Annotated in this window: 22 protein-coding genes; 9 read left to right on the top strand and 13 right to left on the bottom strand. The window is 72.5% G+C overall.

Annotation, left to right across the window (positions count from 1 at the left end):
- Nucleotides 1–331: 331 nt before the first annotated feature.
- The 9 genes from ACYVOO_RS28460 to ACYVOO_RS28420 all read right to left on the bottom strand — a co-directional run bounded on the left by ACYVOO_RS28460 (nt 332) and on the right by ACYVOO_RS28420 (nt 11222).
- Nucleotides 332–1792, bottom strand: coding sequence for a dihydrolipoyl dehydrogenase family protein (locus ACYVOO_RS28460; protein WP_461018567.1), 1461 nt, complete (start codon nt 1790–1792; stop codon nt 332–334).
- 76 nt (nt 1793–1868) lie between these two features.
- Nucleotides 1869–3512, bottom strand: coding sequence for an amidase family protein (locus ACYVOO_RS28455; protein WP_461018566.1), 1644 nt, complete (start codon nt 3510–3512; stop codon nt 1869–1871).
- Between the two features lie 138 nt (nt 3513–3650).
- A complete protein-coding gene (locus ACYVOO_RS28450; protein ID WP_461018565.1) occupies nt 3651–4544 on the bottom strand; it encodes a universal stress protein in 894 nt (297 codons plus the stop codon).
- Between the two features lie 89 nt (nt 4545–4633).
- Complete coding sequence (locus ACYVOO_RS28445; protein WP_461018564.1) at nt 4634–5668, bottom strand: NAD(P)-dependent alcohol dehydrogenase; 1035 nt, start codon at nt 5666–5668, stop codon at nt 4634–4636.
- Entirely contained in the window at nt 5665–8268 is a 2604-nt protein-coding gene (locus ACYVOO_RS28440; RefSeq protein WP_461018563.1) for an ATP-dependent Clp protease ATP-binding subunit, read from the bottom strand. The genes ACYVOO_RS28445 and ACYVOO_RS28440 overlap by 4 nt, the downstream gene beginning before the upstream one ends.
- A gap of 95 nt (nt 8269–8363) precedes the next feature.
- Nucleotides 8364–8894 (bottom strand): ferritin-like domain-containing protein, encoded by a 531-nt coding sequence (locus ACYVOO_RS28435; protein WP_461018562.1) that lies wholly within the window; start codon nt 8892–8894, stop codon nt 8364–8366.
- A gap of 138 nt (nt 8895–9032) precedes the next feature.
- On the bottom strand, nt 9033–9782 hold the full coding sequence (locus ACYVOO_RS28430; protein ID WP_461018561.1) for a glutathione S-transferase family protein: 750 nt from the start codon (nt 9780–9782) through the stop codon (nt 9033–9035).
- A gap of 186 nt (nt 9783–9968) precedes the next feature.
- Nucleotides 9969–10130: a hypothetical protein gene (locus ACYVOO_RS28425; RefSeq protein ID WP_461018560.1), complete on the bottom strand. Its 162-nt coding sequence runs from the start codon at nt 10128–10130 to the stop codon at nt 9969–9971.
- A gap of 174 nt (nt 10131–10304) precedes the next feature.
- Nucleotides 10305–11222: a hypothetical protein gene (locus ACYVOO_RS28420; RefSeq protein WP_461018559.1), complete on the bottom strand. Its 918-nt coding sequence runs from the start codon at nt 11220–11222 to the stop codon at nt 10305–10307.
- Between the two features lie 180 nt (nt 11223–11402).
- Between ACYVOO_RS28420 and ACYVOO_RS28415 the strand changes: the two genes are divergently transcribed.
- Both ACYVOO_RS28415 and ACYVOO_RS28410 read left to right on the top strand, forming a co-directional pair.
- Entirely contained in the window at nt 11403–12137 is a 735-nt protein-coding gene (locus ACYVOO_RS28415) for a TetR/AcrR family transcriptional regulator (protein WP_461018558.1), read from the top strand.
- Nucleotides 12138–12228: 91 nt separating this feature from the next.
- The gene (locus tag ACYVOO_RS28410) at nt 12229–14349 is read left to right on the top strand and encodes a HelD family protein (protein ID WP_461018780.1); all 2121 of its coding nucleotides are present in this window, start codon (nt 12229–12231) and stop codon (nt 14347–14349) included.
- A 60-nt stretch (nt 14350–14409) separates the two neighbouring features.
- Here ACYVOO_RS28410 and ACYVOO_RS28405 read toward each other — a convergent pair whose 3' ends face one another.
- Entirely contained in the window at nt 14410–14556 is a 147-nt protein-coding gene (locus ACYVOO_RS28405) for a hypothetical protein (protein WP_461018557.1), read from the bottom strand.
- Between the two features lie 259 nt (nt 14557–14815).
- Between ACYVOO_RS28405 and ACYVOO_RS28400 the strand changes: the two genes are divergently transcribed.
- Both ACYVOO_RS28400 and ACYVOO_RS28395 read left to right on the top strand, forming a co-directional pair.
- Nucleotides 14816–15058 carry a DUF397 domain-containing protein gene (locus ACYVOO_RS28400; protein WP_453350034.1) on the top strand — a complete coding sequence of 81 codons (243 nt, stop codon included), beginning with the start codon at nt 14816–14818 and terminating at the stop codon, nt 15056–15058.
- A 216-nt stretch (nt 15059–15274) separates the two neighbouring features.
- Nucleotides 15275–16171 carry a helix-turn-helix domain-containing protein gene (locus ACYVOO_RS28395; protein WP_461018556.1) on the top strand — a complete coding sequence of 299 codons (897 nt, stop codon included), beginning with the start codon at nt 15275–15277 and terminating at the stop codon, nt 16169–16171.
- 85 nt (nt 16172–16256) lie between these two features.
- Here the strand turns inward: ACYVOO_RS28395 and ACYVOO_RS28390 are convergent, their stop codons facing one another.
- Complete coding sequence (locus ACYVOO_RS28390) at nt 16257–17069, bottom strand: SAM-dependent methyltransferase (protein WP_461018555.1); 813 nt, start codon at nt 17067–17069, stop codon at nt 16257–16259.
- 192 nt (nt 17070–17261) lie between these two features.
- Complete coding sequence (locus ACYVOO_RS28385) at nt 17262–17732, bottom strand: ATP-binding protein (protein WP_461018554.1); 471 nt, start codon at nt 17730–17732, stop codon at nt 17262–17264.
- Nucleotides 17733–17953: 221 nt separating this feature from the next.
- Here ACYVOO_RS28385 and ACYVOO_RS28380 point away from each other — a divergent pair, with 221 nt between their 5' ends.
- The 4 genes from ACYVOO_RS28380 (at nt 17954) to ACYVOO_RS28365 (ending at nt 22174) form a co-directional block, all read left to right on the top strand.
- Nucleotides 17954–18814 carry a helix-turn-helix domain-containing protein gene (locus ACYVOO_RS28380; protein ID WP_461018553.1) on the top strand — a complete coding sequence of 287 codons (861 nt, stop codon included), beginning with the start codon at nt 17954–17956 and terminating at the stop codon, nt 18812–18814.
- Between the two features lie 4 nt (nt 18815–18818).
- Nucleotides 18819–19055, top strand: a complete 237-nt coding sequence (locus ACYVOO_RS28375) for a DUF397 domain-containing protein (RefSeq protein WP_453350519.1) — start codon at nt 18819–18821, stop codon at nt 19053–19055.
- A gap of 254 nt (nt 19056–19309) precedes the next feature.
- Nucleotides 19310–21556, top strand: coding sequence for a hypothetical protein (locus ACYVOO_RS28370; RefSeq protein ID WP_461018552.1), 2247 nt, complete (start codon nt 19310–19312; stop codon nt 21554–21556).
- A 120-nt stretch (nt 21557–21676) separates the two neighbouring features.
- Nucleotides 21677–22174 carry a hypothetical protein gene (locus tag ACYVOO_RS28365; RefSeq protein ID WP_461018551.1) on the top strand — a complete coding sequence of 166 codons (498 nt, stop codon included), beginning with the start codon at nt 21677–21679 and terminating at the stop codon, nt 22172–22174.
- 62 nt (nt 22175–22236) lie between these two features.
- Here ACYVOO_RS28365 and ACYVOO_RS28360 read toward each other — a convergent pair whose 3' ends face one another.
- A complete protein-coding gene (locus ACYVOO_RS28360; RefSeq protein WP_461018550.1) occupies nt 22237–23970 on the bottom strand; it encodes an AMP-binding protein in 1734 nt (577 codons plus the stop codon).
- A 211-nt stretch (nt 23971–24181) separates the two neighbouring features.
- Here ACYVOO_RS28360 and ACYVOO_RS28355 point away from each other — a divergent pair, with 211 nt between their 5' ends.
- Nucleotides 24182–25528 carry a PucR family transcriptional regulator gene (locus ACYVOO_RS28355; protein WP_461018549.1) on the top strand — a complete coding sequence of 449 codons (1347 nt, stop codon included), beginning with the start codon at nt 24182–24184 and terminating at the stop codon, nt 25526–25528.
- The last annotated feature ends 10 nt before the right edge of the window (nt 25529–25538 follow it).

Raw genomic sequence — 25538 nt, 5'->3', positions numbered from 1 at the left:
CCCCACACGGCCACCGGCACAAGCCAAGAACCACGCGGCGCCAGCCGCGACGCACCGCAACCACACGCCGCGCCGAAGCCACACACCCGCACCCGGCAACGAAACCCCAAGACGCACCCAGGGACGCCCCCGCCAGGCGACGGCGCCAAAAAGTTGTGGGCAATCGTCCCGCTGGCGGGACGGGTGGGCACAACCCGTGCCACCGGCCCGCAACACGCGAACGAACCCCCAAAGGGGCACCCAGGCAGGCGCACCCCCAATGAACCGGGCACCCCGTGAAGCCTTCACCCCGCACCCCGCGAAGGGGCACAGCCCGATGAAGGGGCAACCCCTACCCTCGGTACCCCTCAAGCAGGCGCAGCCACACCTCGCTGATCGTCGGGTACGCGGGCACCGCGTGCCAGAGCCGGTGCAGGGGGATTTCGCCGACGATGGCCGTCGTCGCGGAGTGGAGGAGTTCGCTGACGCCGGGACCCACGAAGGTCGCGCCGACGACGGTCTCGGTGTCGAGGTCGACGACCATGCGGGCCCGGCCACGGTAGCCGTCCGCGAAGAGGGCCGCGCCCGCCACGCCGCCCAGGTCGACATCCACCGCACGCACCCGCAGACCGCGCGAGGCCGCCTCCTCGGCCGTGAGGCCCGCCGAGGTGGCCTCGGGGTCGCTGAACACCACTTGGGGCACCGCCGCATGGTCGGCGGTGGCAGCGTGCGCGCCCCAGGCACCGGTCTCCAGAGCGGACGCACCCGTGGCGCGGGCAGCCAGAGCCGCACCCGCGATACGGGCCTGGTACTTGCCCTGGTGCGTCAGCAACGCGCGCCCGTTGGCGTCACCGACCGCGTACAGCCAGCCGTCCTCGACCCCCTCGACGCGGCAACTGTCGTCCACGGACAGCCAGTTGCCGGGCTTCAACCCCACCGTGTCCAGGCCGATGTCCTCGGTGCGCGGCGCCCGTCCCGTCGCGAACAGGACCTCGTCGACGACGAGTTCCCCGCCGTCGTCGAGCGTCAGGGTCACCGGCCCGTCCGGCGCCGGGCGCGCCAGCCTCTCGACGGACACACCGGTGCGCACGCTCGCGCCCGCCTCGGCCAGCGACTCCGCGACCAGTTCCCCCGCGAACGGTTCCATCTTCGGCAGCAGCCGCTCGCCGCGCACGAGGACGGTGACGGCGGAACCGAGGGCGCGCCAGGCGGTGGCCATCTCCACGCCGACCACTCCCCCGCCGACGACGGCGAGCCGCCCCGGCACCTCCTTGGCCGAGGTCGCCTCCCTGCTGGTCCAGGGCTTGGCCGCCTCGATGCCCGGCAGTCCGGGCAGCGCGGCGCGGCTGCCGGTGCAGACGGCGACGGCGTGCCGGGCCGTCAGGGTCGTGGTGGTGCCGTCGGGGCGTTCCACGGTGACGCGGCGTGGTCCGTCGAGCCGTCCGTGGCCGCGTACCAGGTCGATGCCGACCGACTCCAGCCAGCCGACCTGTCCGTCGTCCTTCCAGTCCGACGCGAAGCCGTCGCGCCGCTTCAGCACGGCCGCCGCGTCGGGCTTCCCCGTGACGGCCTGGGCCGCGCCCGCGACGCGGCGTGCGTCGGCGACGGCGGCGACCGGCCGCAGCAGGGCCTTGCTGGGCATGCAGGCCCAGTACGAGCACTCTCCTCCGACCAGTTCCCGTTCCACGATCACGGCGCTGAGTCCCGCCGCGTGTGCGCGGTCGGCGACGTTCTCGCCGACGGGGCCCGCGCCGATCACGATCACGTCGTAGGTGTCGGTGTCGGTCTCGGGGGTTTGCTCGGGGCTGCTCATCTCGACCTCCGGGTCATATGGCGCGTGGTGGGGGCGCTGGGGTCCATCTTTCCCTCAGTCGGCCGCCGCGTCCTGCTCAGTCAGCCAGCGGCGGGGTGCTCGTCGGAGGTGTGCGGTGGCGGGTGGCCTGCTCGTACGCGTAGCCCATGGCCAGCAGGCCTGGCTCGTCGAAGGGGCGACCCAGCAGTTCCACGCCGACGGGCAGTCCGTCCCCGGTGAATCCGGCCGGGACGCTGAGGGCGGGGAAGCCGCTGTATCCGGACAGGCGGCAGTTGGCGTACGGCTGGGTGGTGCCGACGGGGGTGGGCGGCCGGCTGACGGAGGGGTAGACGAGTGCGTCGAGCCGGTGCTCGCGCATCAGCTCCGTCAGCAGGGTGCGCAGCACGTCGCGCTGGCGCAGCTTCTCCTCGTACGCCGGGTTGGGCAGCGGCGGGCTGTTCACCCACGCGCGCAGTGTCTCCAGGACGCTCGGGGTGACCTGGCCTGAGGTGGCGATGTCGGCGAGGGTGATCTCGTCGCGCGGTGGTTCCAGGCGGGCGAGGGAGCGGGGGTGCCCGTCGGCGGACTCGGCGAGGTAGGCGTTGAGGTCGCGCTCGAACTCGTCCCTGACCCGGTTGGCCCCGGCCGCCGCCTCCATGATGTCCGGCTGGGCGCCCAGCTCGACGGGGGTTGCTCCGCTCCTGGCCATGTCGGCGACGGCCTCGCGCACGACGGCGTTGGTGGGCGCCGCCTCGTCCTCCGCACCGAAGTAGTCGGTGAAGACGCCGACGCGCTTGCCGCGCAGCGCGTCGCGGGAGAGCCCGTCGAGATAGCTGCGCGGGACCTTCCCCCTGGCGGCCTCGGTGACCGGGTCCCTGGGGTCGTGCCCGGCGGTGGCGTCGAGGAGCAGCGCCGCGTCCCGTACGGAGACGGTCATCGGGCCCGCGGTGTCCTGCGTGCCCGCGAGCGGGGCGATCCCGGCGCGGCTGGAGAGGCCGAGGGTGGGTCGCAGTCCGACGAGGTTGTTGTGCGAGGCCGGGATGCGGATGGAGCCGCAGGTGTCCGTGCCCATCCCGGCGGGCGCGAAGGCGGCGGCGACGGCGGCTCCCGTGCCGCCGCTGGAGCCACCGGGGTGGCGGGTCTGGTCGTACGGGTTGCGGGTCTGGCCGCCGAGCGAGCTGAGGGTGGTCACGCTCATCGCGAACTCGTGCATGTTCGTCTTCGCGAGAACGATCGCGCCCGCCTCACGCAGCCTGCGCACCTGGGTGGCGTCGCGGCGCGGGCGCAGCTCGCGCAGAGCGAGGGAGCCGCTGGTGGTCGGCGTGTCGGCGGTGTCGTAGTTGTCCTTGAGCACGAGGGGGATCCCGTGCAGCGGTCCGCGCACCCGTCCGGCGGCGCGCTCGGCGTCCAGGCGCGCCGCACCGGCCCGCGCCGCGCGCCGGTCCACGGAGATCACGGCGTTGATCCCGGGCTGGTCCGCGTAGGCGTCCTCGTACGCGTCGATGCGCCGCAGATAGGCGTCGACGAGCTGGACGGAGGTGACCTCGCCCCGCTCCAGCGCGCGGCGCAGTTCGCCGAGGTCGCGCCCGACCACCGGCACGGGGCCGTGCGGGCGCCCCGCAGCCGGGTCATGGGCGCGCCCCGCCGCGGCGGACGGGACGGCCAGGAGGCTCGCGGGGAGCGCGGCGAGCAGCAGCAGGGGCAGGAGGGGGAGCAGGCCGCCGCGTAAGGCTCTTCGCATCCTTCGCATCCGAGGTCCCTTTCCTCATGGTCCGCTTGGTCCGCGTGGTGGGGTGTGAGGCTAGGAACTGTCTGTTACGGGCATGTCACCTTGTCAAGACGGCCTGCCGCCCTGGCCCGACGGCGCGCCCTGCGCGGGTCACTGTGCCGGAACGAGCACCACCGGGCAGTGCGCGTGGTGCAGCACCGCGTGCGCAGCGGGACCGAGCTGGAGGCCGAGGCGGCGACGCTGGCGGGCGTGCGTGGAGAGCACGAGCACGTCGGCGGCGCGGCTGGCCTCGATGAGCGGCCCGGCGGGCGCCCCGGTCTGCTCCTCCTCCTTCACCCGCACCTGCGGATACCGCTCCCGGAAGGGCGCCACCGCCTCACGCACCACGGCGAGCGCCGCAGCGCGCTGCTCCTCGACCTCCCTGGGCGGCAGTTGGAGCCGTCCGGGCATCCGGGGCGAGGGCCACACGTGCAGGACGCGCAGCGTGGACTCGCGGCGGGTGGCCTCCTCGAAGCCGAAGCGCAGCGCCTCCTTGTCCGCCTCCGAGCCGAGCCCCACCATCGTGGTGCCGCGCGGCGCCGTCCCGTCGGGGGTGTCGGCGCGTACGACCATCAGCGGGCCCTCGCAGTGCGCGGCGACCCGGAGGCTGACCGAGCCGAGCAGCAGCCCGGCGAAGCCGCCCCTGCCCCGGGTGCCGACGACGGTGAGCGCGGCGGTGCGGCTGGCGCGCACGAGCGCGTCGGCTGCCGGGGTCTCGACCGGTGTGGACGGCACGACCCTGAGCCCGGGCGCGCGCTCCGCCACCCGCTGGACCGCCTCGTCGACGATCTCGGCCGCGGCCTTGAGGAACCGTTCGGTGTCGCTCTGGGTGACGGGCACGGCCGCACGCCGGGGCCACAGCCCTCCGCACAGGATCTCCAGCTCGGCGCCGCGCCGTTCGGCCTCGTCGGCGGCGCGGTCGAGCGCGCGCAGAGAAGCGCCCGACCCGTCGACACCGACGACGACACGGCCCTTGGCGGTGGGAACTGCGGACTGGTCGGTCATCTGGGTCAACTCTCCCTTGTCTCGCTCCTCCGCTTTCCCTCCAGTGTGCGTGCTGTGCGCGCCAGGAGACAGCTCAACGGTTCAACAGCTCAAGGGACCACTACGGCGCGGCCGTTGACCTTTCCGTCGTGCAGCAGGCGGTAGGCGTGGGGTGCCTCGTCCAGGGAGAAGGTCTCGACGTGGACGTCGAGTGCCCCCTGCCGTGCCAGGTCGAGCACCTCGATCAGCTCGGAGCGGCTGCCCCAGTACGGGGAGCGCACCGTCACCTCGTAGGGCAGCACACCGAAGCCGACGGGGAGTGTGCCGCCGCCGATGCCGACGATGGTGACGTCGCCCTCGACGCCGACGCTCCCGCCCGCGAGGGCGAGGGTGGAGGGCGCCCCCACGAAGTCGAGGACGACGGTGGCGCCTTCGCCGCCGGTCAGCTCGCGGATGCGGCCCGCGGCGCGCTCGTCGGAGAGCAGCACCTCGTGTGCGCCGACGCTGCGGGCGAGCGCGAGCTTGTCGTCGTTGATGTCGAGGGCGACGACGCGGGTCGCGGTCATGGCGCGCAGCAACTGGATGGCGACGTGCCCGAGGCCGCCGGTGCCGATGACGACGGCCGTGCTGCCCGCGACGAGCTTGGGCAGCGAGAGCTTGATGGCGTGGTACGGGGTGAGCCCGGCGTCGGTCAGCGGCACGGTCCGCACGGGGTCGAGGTCGCCGATGGGCACGAGGTGGCGGGGGTCGTCCACGAGGAGGTACTCGGCCATGGCGCCCGGTTCGCCCAGCCCCGGCGGGAAGATGCCCTCCTGCTGGGCGCGCAGGCAGTAGTTCTCCTCGCCCCGCGCGCACATCCGGCACACCCCGCAGCCCCAGGGCCCGTAGACGACGACCGCCTCGCCGACCTCCACCCCCGTGGCGCCAGGACCGAGCGCGGCGACGGTTCCCGCGCCCTCGTGGCCGAGAGTGAGCGGGAGGGGGAAGGCGATCTGGTCGGCGCTGAACCCCATGACGGCGATGTCCGAATGGCAGGCGCCGGCCGCCGTGACCTTCAACAGCACCTGCCCGGGGCCCGGTTCGGGATCGGGCACGGTGACGACGGCGGGCGCCGCGCCGATGCTCGGGTACTGGAGAGCCTTCATGAGCGGGGTTCCGTCCTGGTGTCGGTGCCGGGGGTGGTGTCTGAACCGGAATGGCCGTCCGGCCGCTGGTCCCCGTGGCGGACCGAGCAGACCAGGGAGTTGTCCTGGACGTCGGCGACCACCGTGTCGCCGGGCCCCACCTCCTCGCCGAGCAGCAGCGAGGCGATGCGGTTGTCCAGCTCCGTCTGGATCGTGCGCCGCAGCGGGCGTGCCCCGTATTCCGGCTGGTGGCCGTGCGCGATGAGCAGCTTCTTCGCCGCCTCGGTGACCTCCAGGCCGATGTCCTGGGCACGCAGCTTGCGCACGCTGCGCTCCAGCAGCCGGTCGAAGACGCCGCCGAGGTCGTCCTCGCCGAGTCCGTGGAAGACGATGGTCTCGTCGATGCGGTTGAGGAACTCGGGCGGGAAACGGCTGCTGAGGTCCCCCATGAGCTGGTCGCGGATCTCGTCCGTCCTGCCCTGGTGGGCCAGGATGCGCTGGGCGCCGATGTTGCTGGTCATGATGACGACCGTGTTCCGGAAGTCGACGGTGCGCCCCTGCGCGTCGGTGAGGCGCCCGTCGTCCAGCACCTGGAGCAGCGAGTTGAAGACGTCGGGGTGTGCCTTCTCCACCTCGTCGAAGAGGAGCACGCTGTAGGGCCGCCGCCTGACCTGCTCCGTCAACTGCCCGGCCTCCTCGTGGCCGACGTAGCCGGGCGGCGCTCCGACGAGGCGCGAGACGGTGTGCTTCTCCTGGTACTCGCTCATGTCGAAGCGGACCAGCCTGTTCTCGTCACCGAAGAGCAACTCGGCCAGGGCCTTGGCGAGTTCGGTCTTGCCCACGCCCGTCGGCCCGAGGAAGAGGAAGGAGCCGACGGGCCGGTTGCGGTCGCCCATGCCCGCGCGGTTGCGGCGCACGGCCTGGGCCACGGCGGTGACCGCCTCGTCCTGGCCGACGACGCGCTCGTGCAGGGCGCTCTCCAGCTTCAGCAGCCTCTCCCGCTCGGTCTCGGTGAGCTGCGCGACGGGGATGCCGGTGCGCCGGGACAGCACCTCGGCGATGTCGTCGGCGGTGACGGACATGACGCCCTCGCGCCGCTCCTCGACGCCCGCCAGCTCCGCCTCCACCTCGGCGGTCTCGCGCTTGATCTCGTCGGCGCGGCGGAAGTCCTCGGCGGCGACGGCCTGTTCCTTCTCGCGCCTCAGCTTGGCCAGCCGGTCCTCGCGCGAGACGACCTCCGTCGAGCGCCCCAGCGAGCGCAGCCGCACGCGCGCGCCCGCCGTGTCCATCAGGTCGATGGCCTTGTCGGGCAGGAAGCGGTCGGTCAGATAGCGGTCGGACAGCTCGGCCGCCGCGCGCAGCGCCTCGTCGGTGAAGCGGACCTGGTGGTGTGCCTCGTAGGAGTCGCGCAGGCCGTCCAGGATCTCGACGGTCTCCTCGACGGAGGGCTCGGGGATCATGACGGGCTGGAAGCGGCGCTCCAGCGCGGCGTCCTTCTCGATGTTCCTGCGGTACTCGTCCAGCGTGGTGGCGCCGATGACGTGCAGTTCGCCGCGGGCGAGCGCGGGCTTGAGGATGTTGCCCGCGTCCATCGAGCCCTCCCCTCCGGAGCCCGCGCCCACGACGGTGTGCAGTTCGTCGATGAACAGGATCATGGAGTCGGAGGCACGGGCGGCCTCGTCGATGACGTTCTTCAGCCGCTCCTCGAACTCGCCCCGGTACTTGGAGCCCGCCACAAGGCCGGTCAGGTCGAGGGCGACGACGCGCTTGTCCTTGAGGGTCTGCGGCACGTCACCGGCCACGATGCGCTGGGCCAGGCCCTCGACGATGGCGGTCTTGCCGACACCGGGTTCGCCGATGAGGACGGGGTTGTTCTTCGTGCGCCGGGAGAGGATCTCCACCGTCTGCTCGACCTCTTCGCCGCGCCCGACGACCACGTCCAGCTTCCCGGCCCGCGCCTCCTCGGTCATGTCGCGCCCGTATTCGTCCAGGGTCGGCGTCGAGCTGCCGCCCTGCCCGCTCTGCCCGCCGCGCCCGGCGCCCGGTCCGGTGCCCTCGCCGCGCGCGGCGCCCTCGACAGCGCGGGCCAGCCGCCCGCTGTCGGGCCCGTTGCCCGCCAGGAGGCGGCCCGCGCCGGAGTCACGGTCGTCCAGCAGGGCCGCGAGGATGTGCTGGGGGCCGATGTAGGAGACGCCCGCTGCCTGCGAGAGAGCGTGCGCGGCGATCAGCACCCGCTTGGCTGCCGGGGTCAGCCCCGGTTCCGCCGACGGTGTGCCGCTCTCCCCCGGCAGCGCCTCCGCCACGGCACCGGCGAGCGCGTCGGCGTCGGCGCCCGCGCGTTCGAGCAGCGACCGCGCGGGCTCGACCTGGGTGCATGCCCACAGCAGGTGCTCGGTGTCCAGGTCCGGGCTGCCGTCCTCCTGGGCGCGGGCCGAGGCGCGCGCGATCAGCTCGCGCGCCGAGTCCGTCAGCAGCCGCCCGATCGGCACCCGCTGCACGGCGGGCGGCGACGAGACGGGGGACATGCCGAAGAACCGGTTGAGGAGGTCGGAGAACGGGTCCGAGGAGGACGAGCCGGAACCGGAGGAAGGCCCGGGGGAACCGAAGGGCGGCATGGTCATGGGAGGCGACTCCAGAAGTGCGGGACGAGCCCCGGCACACCGGCACCGGCTCTGCGCCGGACCGGCGCGCGGGGGTTCTCGGTGCTGCGGGTTGCTCAGTGCTGGGGTTCGAGGAAGGTGAGCATGTCGTCGGCGTGCTCCTCCTCCTTGGCGAGGATGGTCTCCAGGACCCTGCGGGTGGTGGGGTCGGCCGAGCCGATCCAGTTGATCATCTCGGTGTACGAGGCGATGGCGACCCGTTCGGCGACGAGGTTCTCGCGCACCATCTCGCTCAGGTCGGTGGCGGTGACGTACTCCGAGTGGGCGCGGCCCGCGAGCGCCGAGGGGTCGAAGAGGGGATCGCCACCGAGCTGGACGATGCGGTCGGCGAGCTGGTCGGCGTGGTCCTGTTCCTCGTTGGAGTGCTCCAGGAACTCCGCCGCCACCGGCTCGGAGTCCAGCCCCGAGGCGGTGAAGTGATGCTGCCGGTAGCGCAGCACGCAGATCAGCTCGGTGGCGAGCGCGACGTTCAGCAGCTCGATGACCTTCCCGACGTCGGTTCCGTACGAGGAGGTCACCGGGCCGCTCATGATGTCGTCGCGGGCCTTGTCCCGCAGGGTCTGCACGTCGGTGAGGAAGTCGGCCATGGCCCGGTCCTTTGCGGTGAGGTGGAGTGAGGCGACCAGCACGCCTCCCCGCCCACTACACCAGCACCGGAAATATCCCGCAAAAGGAGCATTCCGGGCAGATGGCCGGAACCCGCGTCTTGAGGCGGCGTCCGCGCCTCAGTCCCCGAGGTGCGCCAGCCCCCGCGCCGCCTCCCGGAAGGCGGGCAGCGCGCCGAGCCGCGCCACATGCTCCGTCACGCGCGGGCCCGCCGCGCCCCGCGTCCCGTAGCGGCGTACGGTGACCACCGCCCACAACTGGACGTCAGCGGCGGTCAGCGCACCGCCCAGCAGGAAGGCACCGTCGCCGCCCGCCGCCGCGAGACGGTCCTCCGCCTCGGCCAGCGCCTCGTCGGGGCGCTCCTCGGCCAGTTCCTCGAACGCGCCGATGCCACGGGCCCGCTCGACGGGGTACAGCTCGGGCGCCTCCGCGCCGCGCTCGAAGCGTCCGGCCAGGTCACGGACGATGTCGGGGGCGTGATTGCTGACGATCCGGCCCGTCCACCCGTCGCTGAGCACGGGCGCCGAGAGGGTGCCCTGGTAGCGGTGCCGGGTGGCCTCGTACAGGCCGCCGAGCGAGGCGTAGCCGTGCCCGGCGTCGGGCGCCGGGGGCAGCACGGTGACGGGCAGCGTCGTGTGCAGCCCCATCAGCCGACGCGTGACGGCTATGCGCAGGGACGACGGACAGGACGGCACGAGGTGGAGGCGGTAGCGGTGGGGCACGGCGTGGAAGCCGCTCCCGTCGCGGCACCCGATCCGCCCCCGGAAGACTCCCCGGCCGCCGGCCCCCTCCGACGGCACGGTCTCGGCACTCATGGACATGGACGCGGACGTGGACAGGGTCGCGGACGTGGACAGGGTCGCGGACATGGCTCTCCCTCGGGCGTGGCTGGCGAGCGGGCGATGGTGCGCTACGGGTCACGGCATGACGGGTCTACGGCACGTCAGCGGGGTCCCGGAGGGGCCGGGCGGCGGGCGTCCTGAGCGGCGCCCCGGACCCGCGAAGGACGGGCGCCGAGCCGGACGGACCACGGAGGGCTTCCCTCCGGGCGGGCCTTACCTCGCGCTGCACACTCGCAGCAGATCGATGTGGCGGCGGGAGGTGAGCAGCCATCCGACGCGCGCCGAGGGCGCGGGGGTGGAGGTGAAAGTGGAGATGCGGGTGGGGTCGGGCGCGGGGGCGGCGGAGCAGTCGGCCTCCGGCTCTCCACCACTCATGGCACCCCACCGATCCCGCCCGCCGCTCGCGCCGTGTGCGCGGACGCGCGGGCCTTCTCGGATTCTCCGGGCACGCGCGTACAGCGTCAACAGTGCGCCCGCGCACGGAAACGACCCGGGACCGCGACCCGGTGAGGGGCCGCGGCCTCGGGCCGTCGGCGAGCTGAGCGCCCGTCAGCCGAAGAACACGGAGGAGATGTCGTTGTCGAAGCCGACCGTGGCCAGGTCGGCGACGTCACCCTCGACGACCTCGGACCTGCCGGTGCAGTCGGGTCCCGACCAGATCTTCAGGGAGCCCTCGGCCTGGAGCGAGGAGGCGATGTTGTCGCGGGAGACGTTCTGGCAGCCCTCACCGGCCAGGCCCTGGGCGCCGTTGTCGGCGAAGTCCTTGTCGTCGAAGAGGGTCGCGCTGGTGGCGGGCGCGGCCCGGCCGCCGTCGCCTTCGCCCCGATCGCCCTCACCTTGATCGCCACCCGCGGGCTCGCCCGCCTTCTGGCCGTCGGGCGTGACGCCGAACCAGGTGCCCCCGACGCCCTGCCCGTTGGTGTCCCCGGGCCGGAGGTCCTTGCTGAAGCGGTAGACGGGCCAGCCGCCGATGGTCACCTGGAGCGTTCCGTCGGACCGCTTCACCGTGCCGATGGCGGACTCGTCGATGCCGTCGATGAAGATCTTGCCGCGCGGGCTGACGACGACGGGCGGCCAGGTCGTCGCGCACTCACCCTCGCAGTTGGACTTGGAGGGGGTCGCGGTGTCCTTGTCGAAGCGGTAGAGGGTGAAGCCCGCGCCGTTGACCACCACGGGGTCGAGGGCGCCCGCCTTGGCGGCGCTGAGCTGGACCCACTTCTTCGCCTTCGACTGCACCGCGGGCTTCCCCGGCTCGTTCGCCCAGTCCCCGGTCCTGGGGGCGGCCCGGTTGGCCTTCGCCGTGCCGCTGAGGAAGTCCAGGTCTCCCCCGGCGGCCGGTGCCGAAGCGGCCGGTGCGGCCGAGTCGGTGTCATCGGCCCCCTCCGTGCCGTCGCCGCCGCAGGCGGTCAGCAGCATGGCCCCGGCAGCCGTGGCCGCCGCCAGCATTCCGATGCGCGTGCGAAACATAAGGAACTCCCCCCGGTCATGCGCCCCGGACCCCCCGAGGACGCGTCGCCTCCCAGTACGGGCCCTCCCCGACGGCAACTCAGGCCGTGACGGCTCTGAGACCCACCTCACGCGAAATCCCAACACTAGAGACTCGGTCATAAATTTAACCGAGTAACATTTCCTGTTATGCTCGCCCCCATGACCGAGCAGCAGCAGGGCTTGCGGGAGCGCAAGCGACAGCGCACGTACGAGGCGATCTCGGAAGCGGCCATCGCCCTCTTCCTGGAACGCGGCTTCGACCAGGTCTCCGTGGCCGAGATCGCGGAGGCCGCCGAGGTCTCGAAGCCGACCCTCTTCCGCTACTTCCCGGCGAAGGAGGACATGGCCCTCTACCGCTTCGGCGACCACGAGGACGAGGCCGCCCGCGTCGTGCGCGGGCGCGCCCCTGACACCTCACCGCTGGCCGCGCTGCACGCGCACTTCCTGCGCGGACTCGCCGAGCGCGACCCCGTCACGGGACTGTGCGATCACGAGGCCGTGCTGGCCTTCCACCGGCTCCTCTACGGCACTCCCAGCCTGGTGGCGCGGCTGCACGCGTACACCTCGCGCTCCGAACACGCCCTCGCGACGGCGCTGCACGAGGCCGCACACGGAAGCGGAAACGGAGGCGGAGGCGGAGCGGCGCGGAGCGCCGAGGAGCCCGAGTCCGAGCCCGGTCTGACGGCGCGGCTCGCGGCGGGCCAGATCGTCGCGGTCCAGCGCATCCTCGCGCTCGACAACTGGCGCCGCATCGCCGACGGCACCCCGGCCGACGAGGTGTACGAGGGCGCGGTCGAGGCGGCCGAGCACGCCTTCGCGCTGCTGCGCTCCGGCCTCCCGGACCCGGACGGAGCACCGAGGGAAGAGGGCACGGGCAATGCGTCCGCACGGTGAGCGGGACGGGGGCGCACCGACCGGGGACGGAGCGGCCGACGCCGACGAACTGACCAGGGAGCGCGCGTACGCACGGGTATGCCGGGACGCCATGGCGCGGACCGTCGCGGACGCGCAGGAGCGGGTGACGAGCGGCGCCGGTGTCGTCCGGGAGGAGGGCGTCTCCGGTGACGGGGCCAGCGCGGAGGCGCTCGGGCGCGCGCTGCGCAGCTGGGCCAAGGAACTGCGCGAGGAGCCCGAAGCACCCCTCTTCTTCGGCCGCCTCGACTTCTCCGACCGGGACGCCACCCCGGAAACCGGCCACGGAACCGGCCCGGGAACCCCCACGGACGCCGCCCACGAGGCGCAGCGCTACTACATCGGCCGCCGCCGCGTCGCCGAGCACCCGGCCGCGCCGCCCCTCGTCCTCGACTGGCGCGCCCCGGTCTCGCGCGCCTTCTACCAGGCGACCGCCGCACAGCCCCGAGGTGTCGCCGTGCGCCGCCGCTTCGGCTGGGCCCCTGGCAGCCGGGGCGCGCCCGAGGACCTCACGGGCCTGGAGGACGAACACCTCACCCCGCACGACGGCGACGGCACCCACACCGGCACAGGCACCGGCGAAGCCCCCGCCAGCGCGATCGTCGCCGGGGAGATCGAGCGCCCCCGTGTCGGCCCGATGCGCGACATCGTCGCCACCATCCAGCCGGAGCAGGACGACCTCGTACGCGGCGGCCTGGCCGAGTCCTTCTGCGTCCAGGGCGCGCCCGGCACCGGCAAGACCGCCGTCGGGCTGCACCGCGCCGCCTATCTCCTCTACACCCACCCCCGGCGCATCGCGCGCGGCGGGCTGCTCGTCCTCGGCCCCAACGAGGCGTTCCTGCGCTACATCTCGCAGGTGCTGCCCTCGCTCGGCGAGGTCGGTGTGCGGCAGTGCACCGTCGGCGATCTCGTCGCCCGGCACCCCGCCGTCGCCGAGGACGGCGAGGAAGCGGCCCGCGTCAAGCACGACCCGCGCATGGCGGCCGTGCTCCGGCGCTCCCTCTACGGACGGGTGCGGGCCCCGGAGGAACCCCTCGTCGTGCCCGACGGGTCCTACCGCTGGCGCGTCGACGCCGGTGAGCTGGCGCGGCTCGTCGAACTGGTCGAGCGCGAGGACCCGCCGTACGAGGTGGGCAGGGAGCGGGTGCGGGCCCGGGTCGTGGCGCTGCTGCGCGACAGGGCGGAGCGCAGGGCGGGCCCGCCGGGCGCCGAGTGGCTGCGCCGCATGGGCAGGGCCCGCGCCGTCACGGCCTTCTTGGACGCAGTGTGGCCCAAGGCGCGCCCCGAGGAAGTGCTGGCTCAACTGCTGGGCGACGCCGGGGAGTTGAGCCGTAGCGCCGACGGCCTGCTCACCGGGCCCGAACAGCGGGCGCTGCTGTGGGAGCGGGCCCCGCGCACGTTCCGCGGCGCGCGGTGGTCACGTGCCGATCTGGTGCTGCTGGACGAGGTGGCCGGGCTGATCGGGCGCCCCGAGGAGAGCTACGGGCACGTGGTCGTGGACGAGGCGCAGGACCTCTCTCCCATGGAGTGCCGCGTGATAGCCCGCCGCAGCGAGTACGGCTCGCTGACCGTGCTGGGCGACCTCGCGCAGGGCACCACGCCCTGGGCCGCGGCGCGGTGGCCGGAGCAGCTCGCGCACCTGGGGCGGCCCGAGGCGCGGGTCGTGCCGCTGACCACGGGGTTCCGGGTGCCGCGCGCCATCGTGGCGGCGGCCAACGCGCTGCTGGACTCGCTGGACGTGCCGGTGCCGCCGGCGCGCTCGCTGCGCGGCGACGGCGAGCTGCGCGTACGCGAGGTCCCGGACCTGGCGCGCGCGACGGCCGAGGCGGTACGGGAGGCGCTGACCCGTGCGGGCTCCGTCGCCGTCATCGCCGCCGACGAGCACGCGGAGGCGGCCCGCGCGGCGCTGACGGGCGCGGGTTTCCGCACCACGTCGGCGGAGGAGATCGGCGGCGAGGCGCGGGTGACGGTGCTGCCCGCGAGCGCGGCGAAGGGCCTGGAGTACGACCATGTGATCCTGCTCGAACCCTCGGCCATCGTCGCGGCCGAACCGCGCGGCGCGCACCGGCTGTACGTGGTGCTGACCCGCGCGGTCTCCCGGCTCGACATCCTGCACACGGCCCCGCTCCCGGCCGCCCTCACCGGCATGACCGCGCCCTCGACCGTCCGTACCCACCCCCGTGGAGCACGGTGATCCCGGGAGCGGGACCCCTCAGCCCGCGCTGTACCCGAATCAGCCTGCGCCGTGTCCGGGTCAGCCCGCTCTGTGTCCGAGCCGGCCCTCCCCGCTCCGCGGCGAGCGCTCGATCTGGCGCAGCCACGGCGGCTCGTCGGCGATCTCCAGCAGGAGCAGCAGACGCGTGAGGGGGTCGTCCCACTCGGGCTCGGTCTGATCGTCCACCGGCCCTGCGACAGCGGGTCGTTCAAAGCCTTGTGAGGTCAATGGGACTCCAGAGTGCGAGTGATGACCGTCAACTCCCGTGATCTTCGCCTCAGTTGACGTCAGTCGTTCTGCGCGGGTCATTCTCGCGGACACGTTCTTACGGATGCAAGTACATCTGCAATTACAGATGTAAGAACGCTCCGGTGTGGGAAGGTGTTCAGCCATCAGGTTCCAGCACTCCCGCGACCCGTTCGCGGCACTGATGGAGAGGCGCTTTATGCACATCGACAACGGCATCGAGGCCACCCGGTTGCAGGACGTCACCTGGCGGAAGAGCGCGCGCAGCAACCCCAACGGGAACTGCGTCGAGCTGGCGGGGCTCGGCGACGGCGGCGTCGCCGTCCGCAACTCCCGCCACCCCTCGGGTCCCGCGCTCATCTACACCGCCGCGGAAATGGCCGCGTTCATCCAGGGAGCCAAGGACGGGGACTTCGACGATCTGGTCCCCTCCGACGGCTGAAATCCGCCCCGACGGCTGAGATTCACGGGACCGCGCGAGCGTCGGCGCGCGGTCCCATCAGGCCACCGGACCAGGCCACAGGCACGCGCGTGCCCACGTCGCACATGGCATCGACACATGGCAGCGGTACGTGCGTCCTGCATGGCTGTACGGGGTGGGTGAGTGGTGGGACACTGAGCACTCGAACGGTCACTCAGGGGAGCAAGGACAGGCGGGATGTCAGCAGAGGCGGAACGCGCGAAGTCGGTCAGGCGCATCCTCGAACAGCCGCGCGGCGGGCCGACGATCCTGCGCATCGTGCTGGGCACGCAGTTGCGGCGGCTGCGCGAGCAGCGCAACATCTCCCGGGAAGCCGCAGGGGACGCGATCCGGGGTTCGCACGCCAAGATCAGCCGCTTGGAACTGGGCCGGGTGGGCTGCAAGGAGCGGGACGTCGAGGACCTGCTCACGCTCTACGGCGTCACGGACGCCGCGGAGCGCGAGGAGTACCTCTCCGTGGCCCGCCAGGCGAGCACACCGGGCTGGTGGCAGAAGTACAGCGACGTCATGTCGCCCTGGTTCGACCGCCTCATCGGCCTGGAAGAGGCCGCCTCGGTGATCCGCACGTACGAGGTGCAGTTCGTCCCCGGCCTCCTCCAGACGCCGGAGTACGCGCACGAGGTCGTGCGGCTGGGTCATCCGCGTGCCTCGGCCCGCGAGGTCGAGCGGCGGGCCCAGTTGCGGGTCGAGCGCCAGGACATGCTCAAGCAGCCGCACGCGCCCCGGCTCTGGGCCGTGGTCGACGAGGCGGCGCTCCGACGGCCGCTCGGCGGCAGAGCCGTGATGGAAGGTCAGATCCGGCACTTGCTGTGGGCCGCCGAGCAGCGCAACATCACGGTCCAGATCGCCCCGTTCCGGATCGGCGGCCTCGCGGCCGCCGGTGGGCCCGTCACCATAATGAGGTTCCTGGAGCCCGATCTCCCGGACGTCGTCTATCTGGAACAGCTCACCTCCTCGCTCTATCTGGAGAAGCGCGAAGAGGTGGAGAACTACATGGCGGTCATGGACCGGCTGTGCGCCATGGCCGAGCCGCCCTCCAGGACCAAGGCGTTCCTGGAGGAACTGCTGCCATAGGGGTGCGGAGCGCGAAGGAGGGGCCGGGCGCCGAGCGCCCGGCCCCTCCCCATTCACCGTCGGCACCCCGGAAGTGACGGTGCGGTCAGGGCTTGCGGGCCACTCCGCCGAACTCCCACCACTCGTCGGTGAGCTGCCGTGCGGCCAGCTCGGAGTCGGCGCGCCAGTAGTTGATCTCGCCGAGTCCGGGCTCCAGGACCTCCAGACCGTCGAAGTACCGTGCGACCTCGTGCGCCTGACGCACCCTGCCCCAGTTCCCGTGGGTGGTCTCGTCCATGAACTTGGTGACGAAGTCGCGGGTCGCCTTGTCCTCGCTGACGAGCTGGTTGATCACCAGGAAGCTGCCGGACGGGATCCGCTCGGCCACGCGGCGCACCAGCTCAGCCGGGCCGGGGTCCGGGATGCAGTGCATCACCGAGACGAAGAGGACGGCGACGGGCTCGTCGAAGCGGATGAGCCTGCGTACCTCGGGGTGGCCGAAGATCTCGTCGGTCTCGCGCATGTCCGCCTGGATGACGGCGGTGTTGTCGTTCTCCTGGAGGAGCGCGCGGCCGTGTGCCAGGACGATGGGGTCGTTGTCCACGTAGACCACGCGCGCGTCCGGGTCGACGCGCTGGGCGACCTGGTGGACGTTGTCCTGGGTCGGCAGCCCTGACCCGTGGTCCAGGAACTGCCGCACGCCGTACTCCCGCGCCAGCACGCGCACGACGCGCTGGAGGAAGCGGCGGTTGTTGATGGCCAGCGGCCGTGTGCTGGGCACGACCTTGTCCAGCTCCGCGACGGCCGCGCGGTCGACCTCGTAGTTGTCCTTGCCGCCGAGGTAGTAGTCGTACATCCGGGCCACGCTCGGGATGTTGACATCTACCCCGAGCCCCGCCGCGACCTCGTCTTCCCGCATGCGCGCCTCACCACATTCGCTGCGTGTACGTCTCGTCGCGCCGAAGCATCCCACGCACCGTGCCCGTGTGACCACGCCAAGTGCGGTGTTGGTGAGGGTGGGAGGGAAATCCCGGCGCTGAGCCTCCGGCGCGCGCCGGGGGCGTACCGCCTGTCCGCGGGAAGGGGCGTGCCGCCCGTCGCGCCTACACGCCTACAGCGCGAAGAGGCTCAGCTCGGCCCACACGACGCGGCCGAGGTGCGGGCCGCCGCCCAGGACGCCCCACTTCTCGGCGACGGCGCTGACGAGCTGGAGTCCGCGCCCGTTCACGTCCTCCGCCGCGGCCTCGCGGGGTGCGACGTGGCCGCCGCCCTCGTCACGGACCTCTATGCGCAGCCGCTCCTGGCAGACCTGGAGGTGGCAGCGGACCCGGCCGCTGTCGGTGTGCAGGACGGCGTTGGTGAAGAACTCGGAGATGACGAGCTGGGCCATGTCCCCCAGGTCCTCGGGGAGCCCCCAGTGGCGGAGCTGTCCGCAGACCTTCTCGCGGGCCTGTGCGACCGCGGAGGCGTGGGCGGGCAGATCGAAGCCTTCGCGACGCACGCCGCCCTCGTCGCGCACGCCGCCCTCGTCGCCGACCGGAGCGGTGTCGGACAGCGGCGCGGTGGGGCGATGGAGAGCCACGGGCATTCGCCTTCCATCTACCTGTCGAGGGCGGGGACGGTGCGCGGGGGAACGGGCACGCGCGGCCTCATGAGCTGAGTCACAAGGCTCACTATGCTCGCCGCAGGTCACAGATGGCAAGGGTAGATCTGCAATTTGCAGAATCAGATTGGCACTGTGGCCGAAGCACTCCGAACATGGCACACTGCTGAGCGCGACAAACCACAGTTGAGGAGGCATCCGTGGCGGAAGGCGGCAGGTCCGCGCCGACCGTGGGACAGATAGTCCTCGGACTGCGCCTCCGGGACCTTCGGGAGAAGGCCGGGTGCTCCTTCAGCGACGCCGCGAAAGCGCTCAGTGTCAACACGACCACCGTCCGTCGCATGGAGAAGGCCGAGGTCGGCCTCAAGCCCCCGTACGTGGAGAAGCTCCTCAAGACGTACGCGGTCCCCGAGCCCGAGATCGCGGGCTTCCTCGCCCTCGTGGACGAGGCCAACCGGCCCGGCTGGTGGCACCGCTTCCGTGACGTGCTGCCGCCCTGGTTCAGCCTCTACGTCAGCCTGGAGGGCGAGGCCAGCCTGATACGGGCCTACGAGCCGCACTGCGTCCCCGGGCTGCTCCAGACGGAGGACTACGCGCGGGCGCTCCTGCGCACCGGCTTCCCCACCGCGAGCGACCGCGAGCTGGACCGCCGCGTCGCCCTGCGCATGGAGCGGCAGGAGCTGCTGCGCGGGCCCGACGCGCCGCGCCTGTGGGCCGTCCTGGACGAGCAGGTGCTGCGGCGCCACATCGGGGAGCCCGCCGTGATGCGCGGGCAGATCGACCGGCTCATCAAGGCCGTCGCGCTGCCGCACGTCACCTTGCAGATCCTCCCGTTCACGGCGGGGGCGCACCCCGGCATGTTCGGGCCCTTCCAGCTCTTCCGGTTCGACATCCCCGAGATCCCGGACATCGTCTATTCGGAGAGCCTGACGGGCGCCGCCTATCTCGACGAGCGCCCCGACACGGCCGCCTATCTGGAGGTCCTGGACCGCATGGGTGCGCAAGCCGCACCGGCACAACGCACCGAGGCCCTCCTCGGTGAGATCCGCGAGGAGTTCTGAGCACATGGGTCACATCTACAACGGCATGCCCGCCACGGACCTGGGCACCGAGGGCTGGCACAAGCCCTGGAGCGGCCCCAACGGCGGGAGCTGCGTCGAGGCGATGCGCCTCAGCGACGGCCGGGTGGCCCTGCGCCAGTCCACGGACCCGGACGGGCCCGCGCTGATCTACGACCCCGCCGAGATCGAGACGTTCATCCTCGGCACCAAGCGCGGAGAGGCCGACTTCCTCCTCGCCTGACTTCCACGATCCGCTCAGCGGCCCCGTGCCCCACCGGGGCGCGGGGCCGCTGGAAATTGGGCGGGAGGAGCGGGACGACGCGATCTCAGTCGGGAAAAATCACCGATATCGCGCATTGACAGGATCTTGCTGTGCTGCGACTTTCCAGGCACGGAAGCTCTGAGAAGTTCTCCTGGCCGGCCAGGTGCCCGGCGGCGCGTTCTGTCCGTGCCGTCACCGAATCACGCATTCAGGTGAGCGGAGGACCCTCCATCATGTCGTCAGCCATCGAAGATCCCACAGCAGGCGCCAGCGACATATCCGAAGCACCCGTGACCTCCGGCGAGCCCGGCGGCATCCTCCCCGAGCAGGTCAGGACGGCGGAGACCGGCGAGAGCGGTCACGGCGTCCGCCAGGGCGAGGAGTCCGCCGACGGCGCCGACACCGCCCGAAGCGCCCTCACCGAAGCACCCGACGTCGAGCGCGGCCACTTCCCGGGCGCAGCCGAGTCCGCCGCGGCCTACCACCTGAACCGGGGCCGGTACCGCAGCGGAGGCGGCGGCTACCAGCTGGAGCTGCGCGTCGACGTCGACGGCCGGCGCCCGCTCGGCAAGGTCAGCGGCGACTTCTTCAGCGTGAGCGGCAGCACCACCAGCTACTACGGCTCGTTCGTGGTCCAGACCGTCGCCGTCAGTACCACGGCCACGCAGACCACCCTCCGGGGCACGGGCACCTTCACCTGGTCGGCCAGCTATCCGATCGTCGAGGTCGTCATCCCGCGCCGCGCCACGACCCAGCCCCACGCCTCGGCGACGGTGACGTTCTACCGCTCGGCGACCCAGAAGGGCGCCAGCTACGTCTGCCCGTTCACCTCCTCGTACTTCCGCACGGTGACGTGGGAGCAGGACTCGGTGACGGGCAAGGTCCCGTTCGTCTCGTACAACACCGGCTCCCTGCCGCAGCCTCCGGGCAGCGCGGCACGGGTGCTGACCGTGCCGCGCGCCTACGCCGAGTGCGGTCTCGAACTGCTGGTGTCCGGCGCGACCAACGTGCTGGCCGACAACGCCAACGGCTGGACGGACAGCGAGCTGCACGGCGCCATGCAGACCAACTTCAGCCTGTGGCGCAACATCCCGCAGTGGAAGGTCTGGCTCCTGGTCGCCAGCAAGTACGAGGGTCTTGCCGGGGTGCGGGGCATCATGTTCGACTCGGCCGACTCCTACCAGCGGCAGGGCTGCGCCGTCTTCTACGACCTGATCAGCGGGGCTGACGCCACACGTCAGCGCGCGGCGCTGCGCACGTACGTGCACGAACTGGGGCACGCCTTCAACCTGCTGCACTCCTGGCAGAAGAACCTGGCCACTCCCCCGTCGTCGCTCGGCCCCAACCAGGGCTTCGGCGACCTCTCGTGGATGAACTACCCGCAGAACTACAACCCGGGCGGCGGCGGTGCCTCAGGCGAGACGGCCTACTGGGCGAACTTCCCGTTCCAGTTCACCAACAACGAGCTGCTGCACCTGCGGCACGGCTACTACAAGAACGTCATCATGGGCGCGAGCGCCTTCGGCACCGGAGCCGCCGAGATCGAGCCGCAGGCGTTCGACGAGCCGATCGAGGACCGCTCCGGGCTGCGTCTCGAACTGCGCGGCAAGCGGGCCTACGAGTTCGGCGAGCCGCCCGTCGTCGAGCTGAAGCTGGAGACTACGGACCTGCGCGGCACGGAGACACACGGCTACCTCCACCCGAACAACGACCTGGTCAGCATCGCGATCCGGCAGCCCTCGGGGCGCGTGGTCCTGTTCCGTCCGCTGGTGCGGCGGTGCGTGGACGAGGAGCGGACGGTCCGGCTGCACTCGGGCAGGCCCTCGGTCTACAGCAGCGCGTACATCGGCTACGGGAAGGAAGGCCACTACTTCCAGCAGCCCGGCGTCTACGAACTGCGCGCCATGTACCTCGCCTCGGACGGCTCCCGCGTGGTCTCGCCCGTGCTGCGCACCACGGTCAGGCATCCGATGAGCCGCACGGACGAGCAGGTGGCCGAGCTGATGCTGGGCGAGGACCAGGGCAAGCTGTTCGCGCTGCTGGGCTCGGACTCGCCCTCGCTGAAGGCGGGCAACGAGGCGCTCCAGCAGATCATCGACCAGCACGGCAAGCACCCGCTCGCGGTGTTCCCTCGCATGGTCAGGGGCCTGAACGCGGAGCACGAGTTCAAGAGCCTGGCCCCGCGCAAGGAGGGCCTCACGGTGCGTCCCGCTGACACCAAGGAGAGCATCCAGCAGCTCCAGCCGGTGGTCGAGGCATCCATCCAGGGGACGGGCGTCGACAACGTCACGCTCAACATGGTGATGCGCAGGCTCGCACGCGCCGAGGCCAAGCAGGGCGACCTGGAGCAGGCCACCTCGGTCCTGGACCGGATGACCGAGCACTTCGCCGGGCAGCACCTGAGCCGGCCGGTCGTGGACACCATCCGCGACCAGGCGGAGGAGACGAAGGCGCACCTGGTCGCCGAGTACGGCAGGTGAACGGTCCAGCGTGTGAGAAGTTGCCGGGTGAACCGGTGAGCACCCGGACCGGCGCGTGACCGCTCCCGTGCGGTGGCGCCCGTAACGACCGAGCCGGAACGACCGAGAGGCGGCGGGGACGTGTTGGAGATCGCGCTGCACGGCCCCGCCCGCGCACACCCCGTGGGCCGGCAGGTCCCCGTCACCGTGACGGTGCGCAACACCTCGCGGGACGTGGTGTGGGCCGCCGGGGTGCTGGACGGCTCCGAGGACGGCGTGCGCTATCCGCGCTACCTGCCCTCGGTGCTGCGGGACGGGCGGCCCGTCGCCGGTCCCCCGGCGCCCGAGGACCCGCTGGTGGGGCCGCTGCGCCCGGGGGACTTCCGGCGGCTGGCGCCGGGCGAGTCGTTCGACCCGACGGGGCACGGCTTCCTGCCCCTGACGACGTTCACCACGTACGCGCCCGACCTGCCGGGGCGCTATCTGTACGGGCTGAGCCTGTCCACCGAGAGCGACACGCCCGAGGACTGGCTCGGCCGCTTCGGGCAGGGCGAGGAGCGGGCCGCCGTGCTGGAGCTGGTCAAGCGCGTGCCGAGGCTGACGGTGACGTCGGTGCCGCTGGAGGTCGTCGTCGAGTAACGGCGCCGAGTAGCGGCACCGGGTGAGCGACGCGCGTACGGGAGGGCCGCCCACCGCCCGTCTCACTCCTCGGCGCTGTCCCGCAGCTCCCTGCGCAGCACCTTCCCGAGCAGGTTGCGCGGCAGCGGTGTCGTCCTGAACTCGACGATCCTGGGCACCTTGTAGGCCGTGAGGTGCCGCGCGGCGTGTGCCCGCAGCGCCGTGGCGGTCAGCGAGCGGCCCTCGCGCACGACGACGCACGCCTTGACGGTCTCCCCCCGGTACGGGTCGGGCGCCGCGACCACGGCCGCCTCGGCGACGGCTGGGTGTGCCATCAGCACGTCCTCGACCTCGGAGGGGAAGACCGAGAAGCCGCTGGCGTTGATGACGTCGCGCTTGCGGTCGATGACGGTGACATAGCCGTCCGGGCTCATCACGGCGATGTCGCCCGTGAGCAGCCAGCCGTCGCGCAGCACGCGGGCCGTGTCCTCCGGGTCCCGCCAGTAGCCGCCGAAGACCTGCGGCCCTCGCACCACCAGCTCCCCCGCCTCGCCGTACCCCAGCACGCGGGTGGCGTCGCCCTCGTCCACGACGCGGACCTCGGTGCCGGGCAGCGGGACGCCGACGGTGCCGGGGCGGGCGTTGGCGTTGAGCGGGTTGGCGAGCACGACGGGCGCCGCCTCGGTCAGCCCGTACCCCTCCACGAGGTCGCAGCCCGTGGCCGCGCGGAAGCGGTCGACGGTCTCGGGCGGCAGCCGCATCGCCCCTGACAGGCAGCTCCGCAGGGTGCCCAGCGCCTCCAGCTCCTCCGGGGACCTGGCGAGCAACTGGTCGTAGAGGGGCGGGACTCCGGGCATCATCGTCGGCTTCCAGCGGCGTGCGGCGCGCAGCAGCAGCCCGGCGTCGAAGAGGGGCAGCAGCACCAGCCGGGCGCCCGCGAGCAGGCCGACGTTGAGGCCGAGGGTGAGCCCGTAGATGTGGAAGAGGGGCAGCACGCTGATGCCGGTCTCGCGGCCGTCGCGCGCCGCCGGGTACCAGCTTCTGAGCTGGTACGCGTTGGCCACGAGGTTGCGGTGGCTGAGCATCGCGCCCTTGGGTGTGCCCGTGGTGCCCCCGGTGTACTGGAGCACGGCGGTGCTGCCGGGGCGCACGGGCGGATAAGGGGCCTTGCGTGCGGGGTGCGAGGAGAGCAGTTCGCCGTACGTCATCGCGCGCGCCTCCCCCTCCCCCACCTCCGGCAGGCCCGGGTCCACCCGGGCCCGCGTCTCCCGCGCCCTGGCCAGCGGCAGGCGCAGCAACAGCCGCAGCCACCACGGGAGTTCGCGGAACAGCGAGGCGGTGACCACGTGGCGCAGCGCGGTCCCGGACCGTACGGCGTCGACGGCGGGGAAGGCGCCGTCGTGGACGACGGCGGCGACGGCGCCGGAGTCGGCGAGCTGGTGGCGCAGTTCGCTCCGCGTGTAGAGCGGGTTGACGGGCACGGCGACGGCGCCGATCCGCAGCGTGCCGTAGAACGCCACCACGAACTGGGGGCAGTTGGGCAGCACCAGCGCCACCCGGTCGCCGTGCCGCACCCCGAGCCCCTGGAGCCCGGCGGCGCAGCGGTCGACGGCCCCGCGCAGCGCGCGGTAGCGGGTCCTGCGGCCGAAGAAGACGAGGGCCGTGCGGCGGGGCAGGCGCGCGGCGCTCCCGTCGAGCAGCGCGGTGAGTGGCTCGTCGGGCACGGCCACGTCCCGCGGTACCCCCGGCGCGTAGAAGCGGTGCCAGGGGCGCTCGCGTTCCGGTGCCGGGGGCCCTGTCCGTGTCCGTGTCCGCACAGTCCGCTCACCTCCGCAGGTCTCGGCTCCTGCTTCGTACGGTGGAGGACCGCGGGCGCCTCGTCTTGTCCCCACGGAACAGGCGGACTGTACGACGGTGACAAGGGGCAGAAACTTAACTCGTCGGTAATGAAGGGGAAACCCCTCGCCCCCGGCGGTATGTTCCCGGCAGCAGCAGACCTCCCCCGTACCGGAAGGAGCGTCAACACCGGTGAGCAGAAGCCACGTTCCCCACGATCCGTTCGGTGACTTCCCCCCCGAGCTCCCCGATCAGCTCAGGCCGTACCTCGGCGCGCTCATCGACGATGTCGTCGAGGAGATCCAGCAGGGCATTCCGGAGTACGCGCGGCCTGACGACGACATGTACACCCGCACCATCCGCACGGGCGCCGAGCAGGCGCTGATGCTTCTCCTGGACCGCATGGCCAAGCCGCAGGGCGGCTGGGAGACCGTCGCGGCGACGTACCACCACATCGGCCGAGGCGAGGCGAACGAGGGCCGCAGCCTGGACTCCTTCCAGCAGGCGATGCGGATGGGAGCGCGGGTCGCCTGGCGCCGCATCAGCGTGCTCTGCGACGAGGACGTGCTGCCGCGCACCGTGCTCGTCTCGCTGGGCGAGGCGATGCTCGTACACCTCGACGAGATCATCGAGGCGACCGCGGCAGGCTACGCGGAGGCGCGGCTGCGCTCGGCGGGTGAGCTGCAACGCAGGCGGGACCGGCTGCTCGACCTCCTGGTGGCCGACCCGCCCGCCTCCTGTGAGGCGATCTCGGACCTCGCGCGCGCCGCGCAGTGGACGGTGCCCAGGCGGCTGGCCGTCGTGCTGGTGGACAGCCGCGAGGGCGAGGACGGCGGGGAGCCCGAGCGGCCGATCACCCCGCCCGAGGTGCTGGTGCGCACGGACAGGCGCCCGGTGTGCATGGTCGTGCCCGACCCGGACGGCCCAGGGCGCGCCCGTACCGTCTCGCTGGCGCTCCGGGGCCAGCGCGCGGTGATCGGGCCGACGGTGGGGGTGGCCGACGGCAGCCGCTCGGCGCGGCTCGCCGCCGAGGCGCTGGACCTGGCACAGCGGGGGATCATCCCGCGCCAGGACGTGATCCGCTGCGAGGACCACCTCTCGACGCTGCTGCTGTTCCGCGACGAGACCCTGCTCGCCGTGCTGGCCGACCAGCACATGGGCCCGCTGGAGCAGGTGCGAGCGCCGCACCGGCACCGGCTCGCGGAGACGTTACTGGCCTGGCTGCGGTGCGGGCACAACACGATCGAGGTGGCGAAGCGGCTGGCGATCCACCCGCAGACCGTCAGATACCGGCTGCGGCAGCTCGACGACCTGCTCGGCGACCGGCTCCAGGACCCGGAGACCCTCTTCGAGATGGAGCTGGTGCTGCGCGCCCAGCAGCTCCGCCTGGCAGCGGCCGGGCACGATCCTGGCAGCGCGGAGCGCGGCGGGAGCTGGCCGCCGCAGGGGCGCGGGCTGGGCGGCGGAGGTGGCGTCGGCGGCGCGTACCACGCGTCCTCGGCCGGTGCGACGGGGCCATGGGGGGCGACGGGGTCGTAGGGCGCTGGCC

The sequence above is a fragment of the Streptomyces daliensis genome (assembly GCF_054782395.1).
Note: the sequence above shows the minus strand (reverse complement) of the source record. Positions and strands in the feature narration are given on the sequence as shown.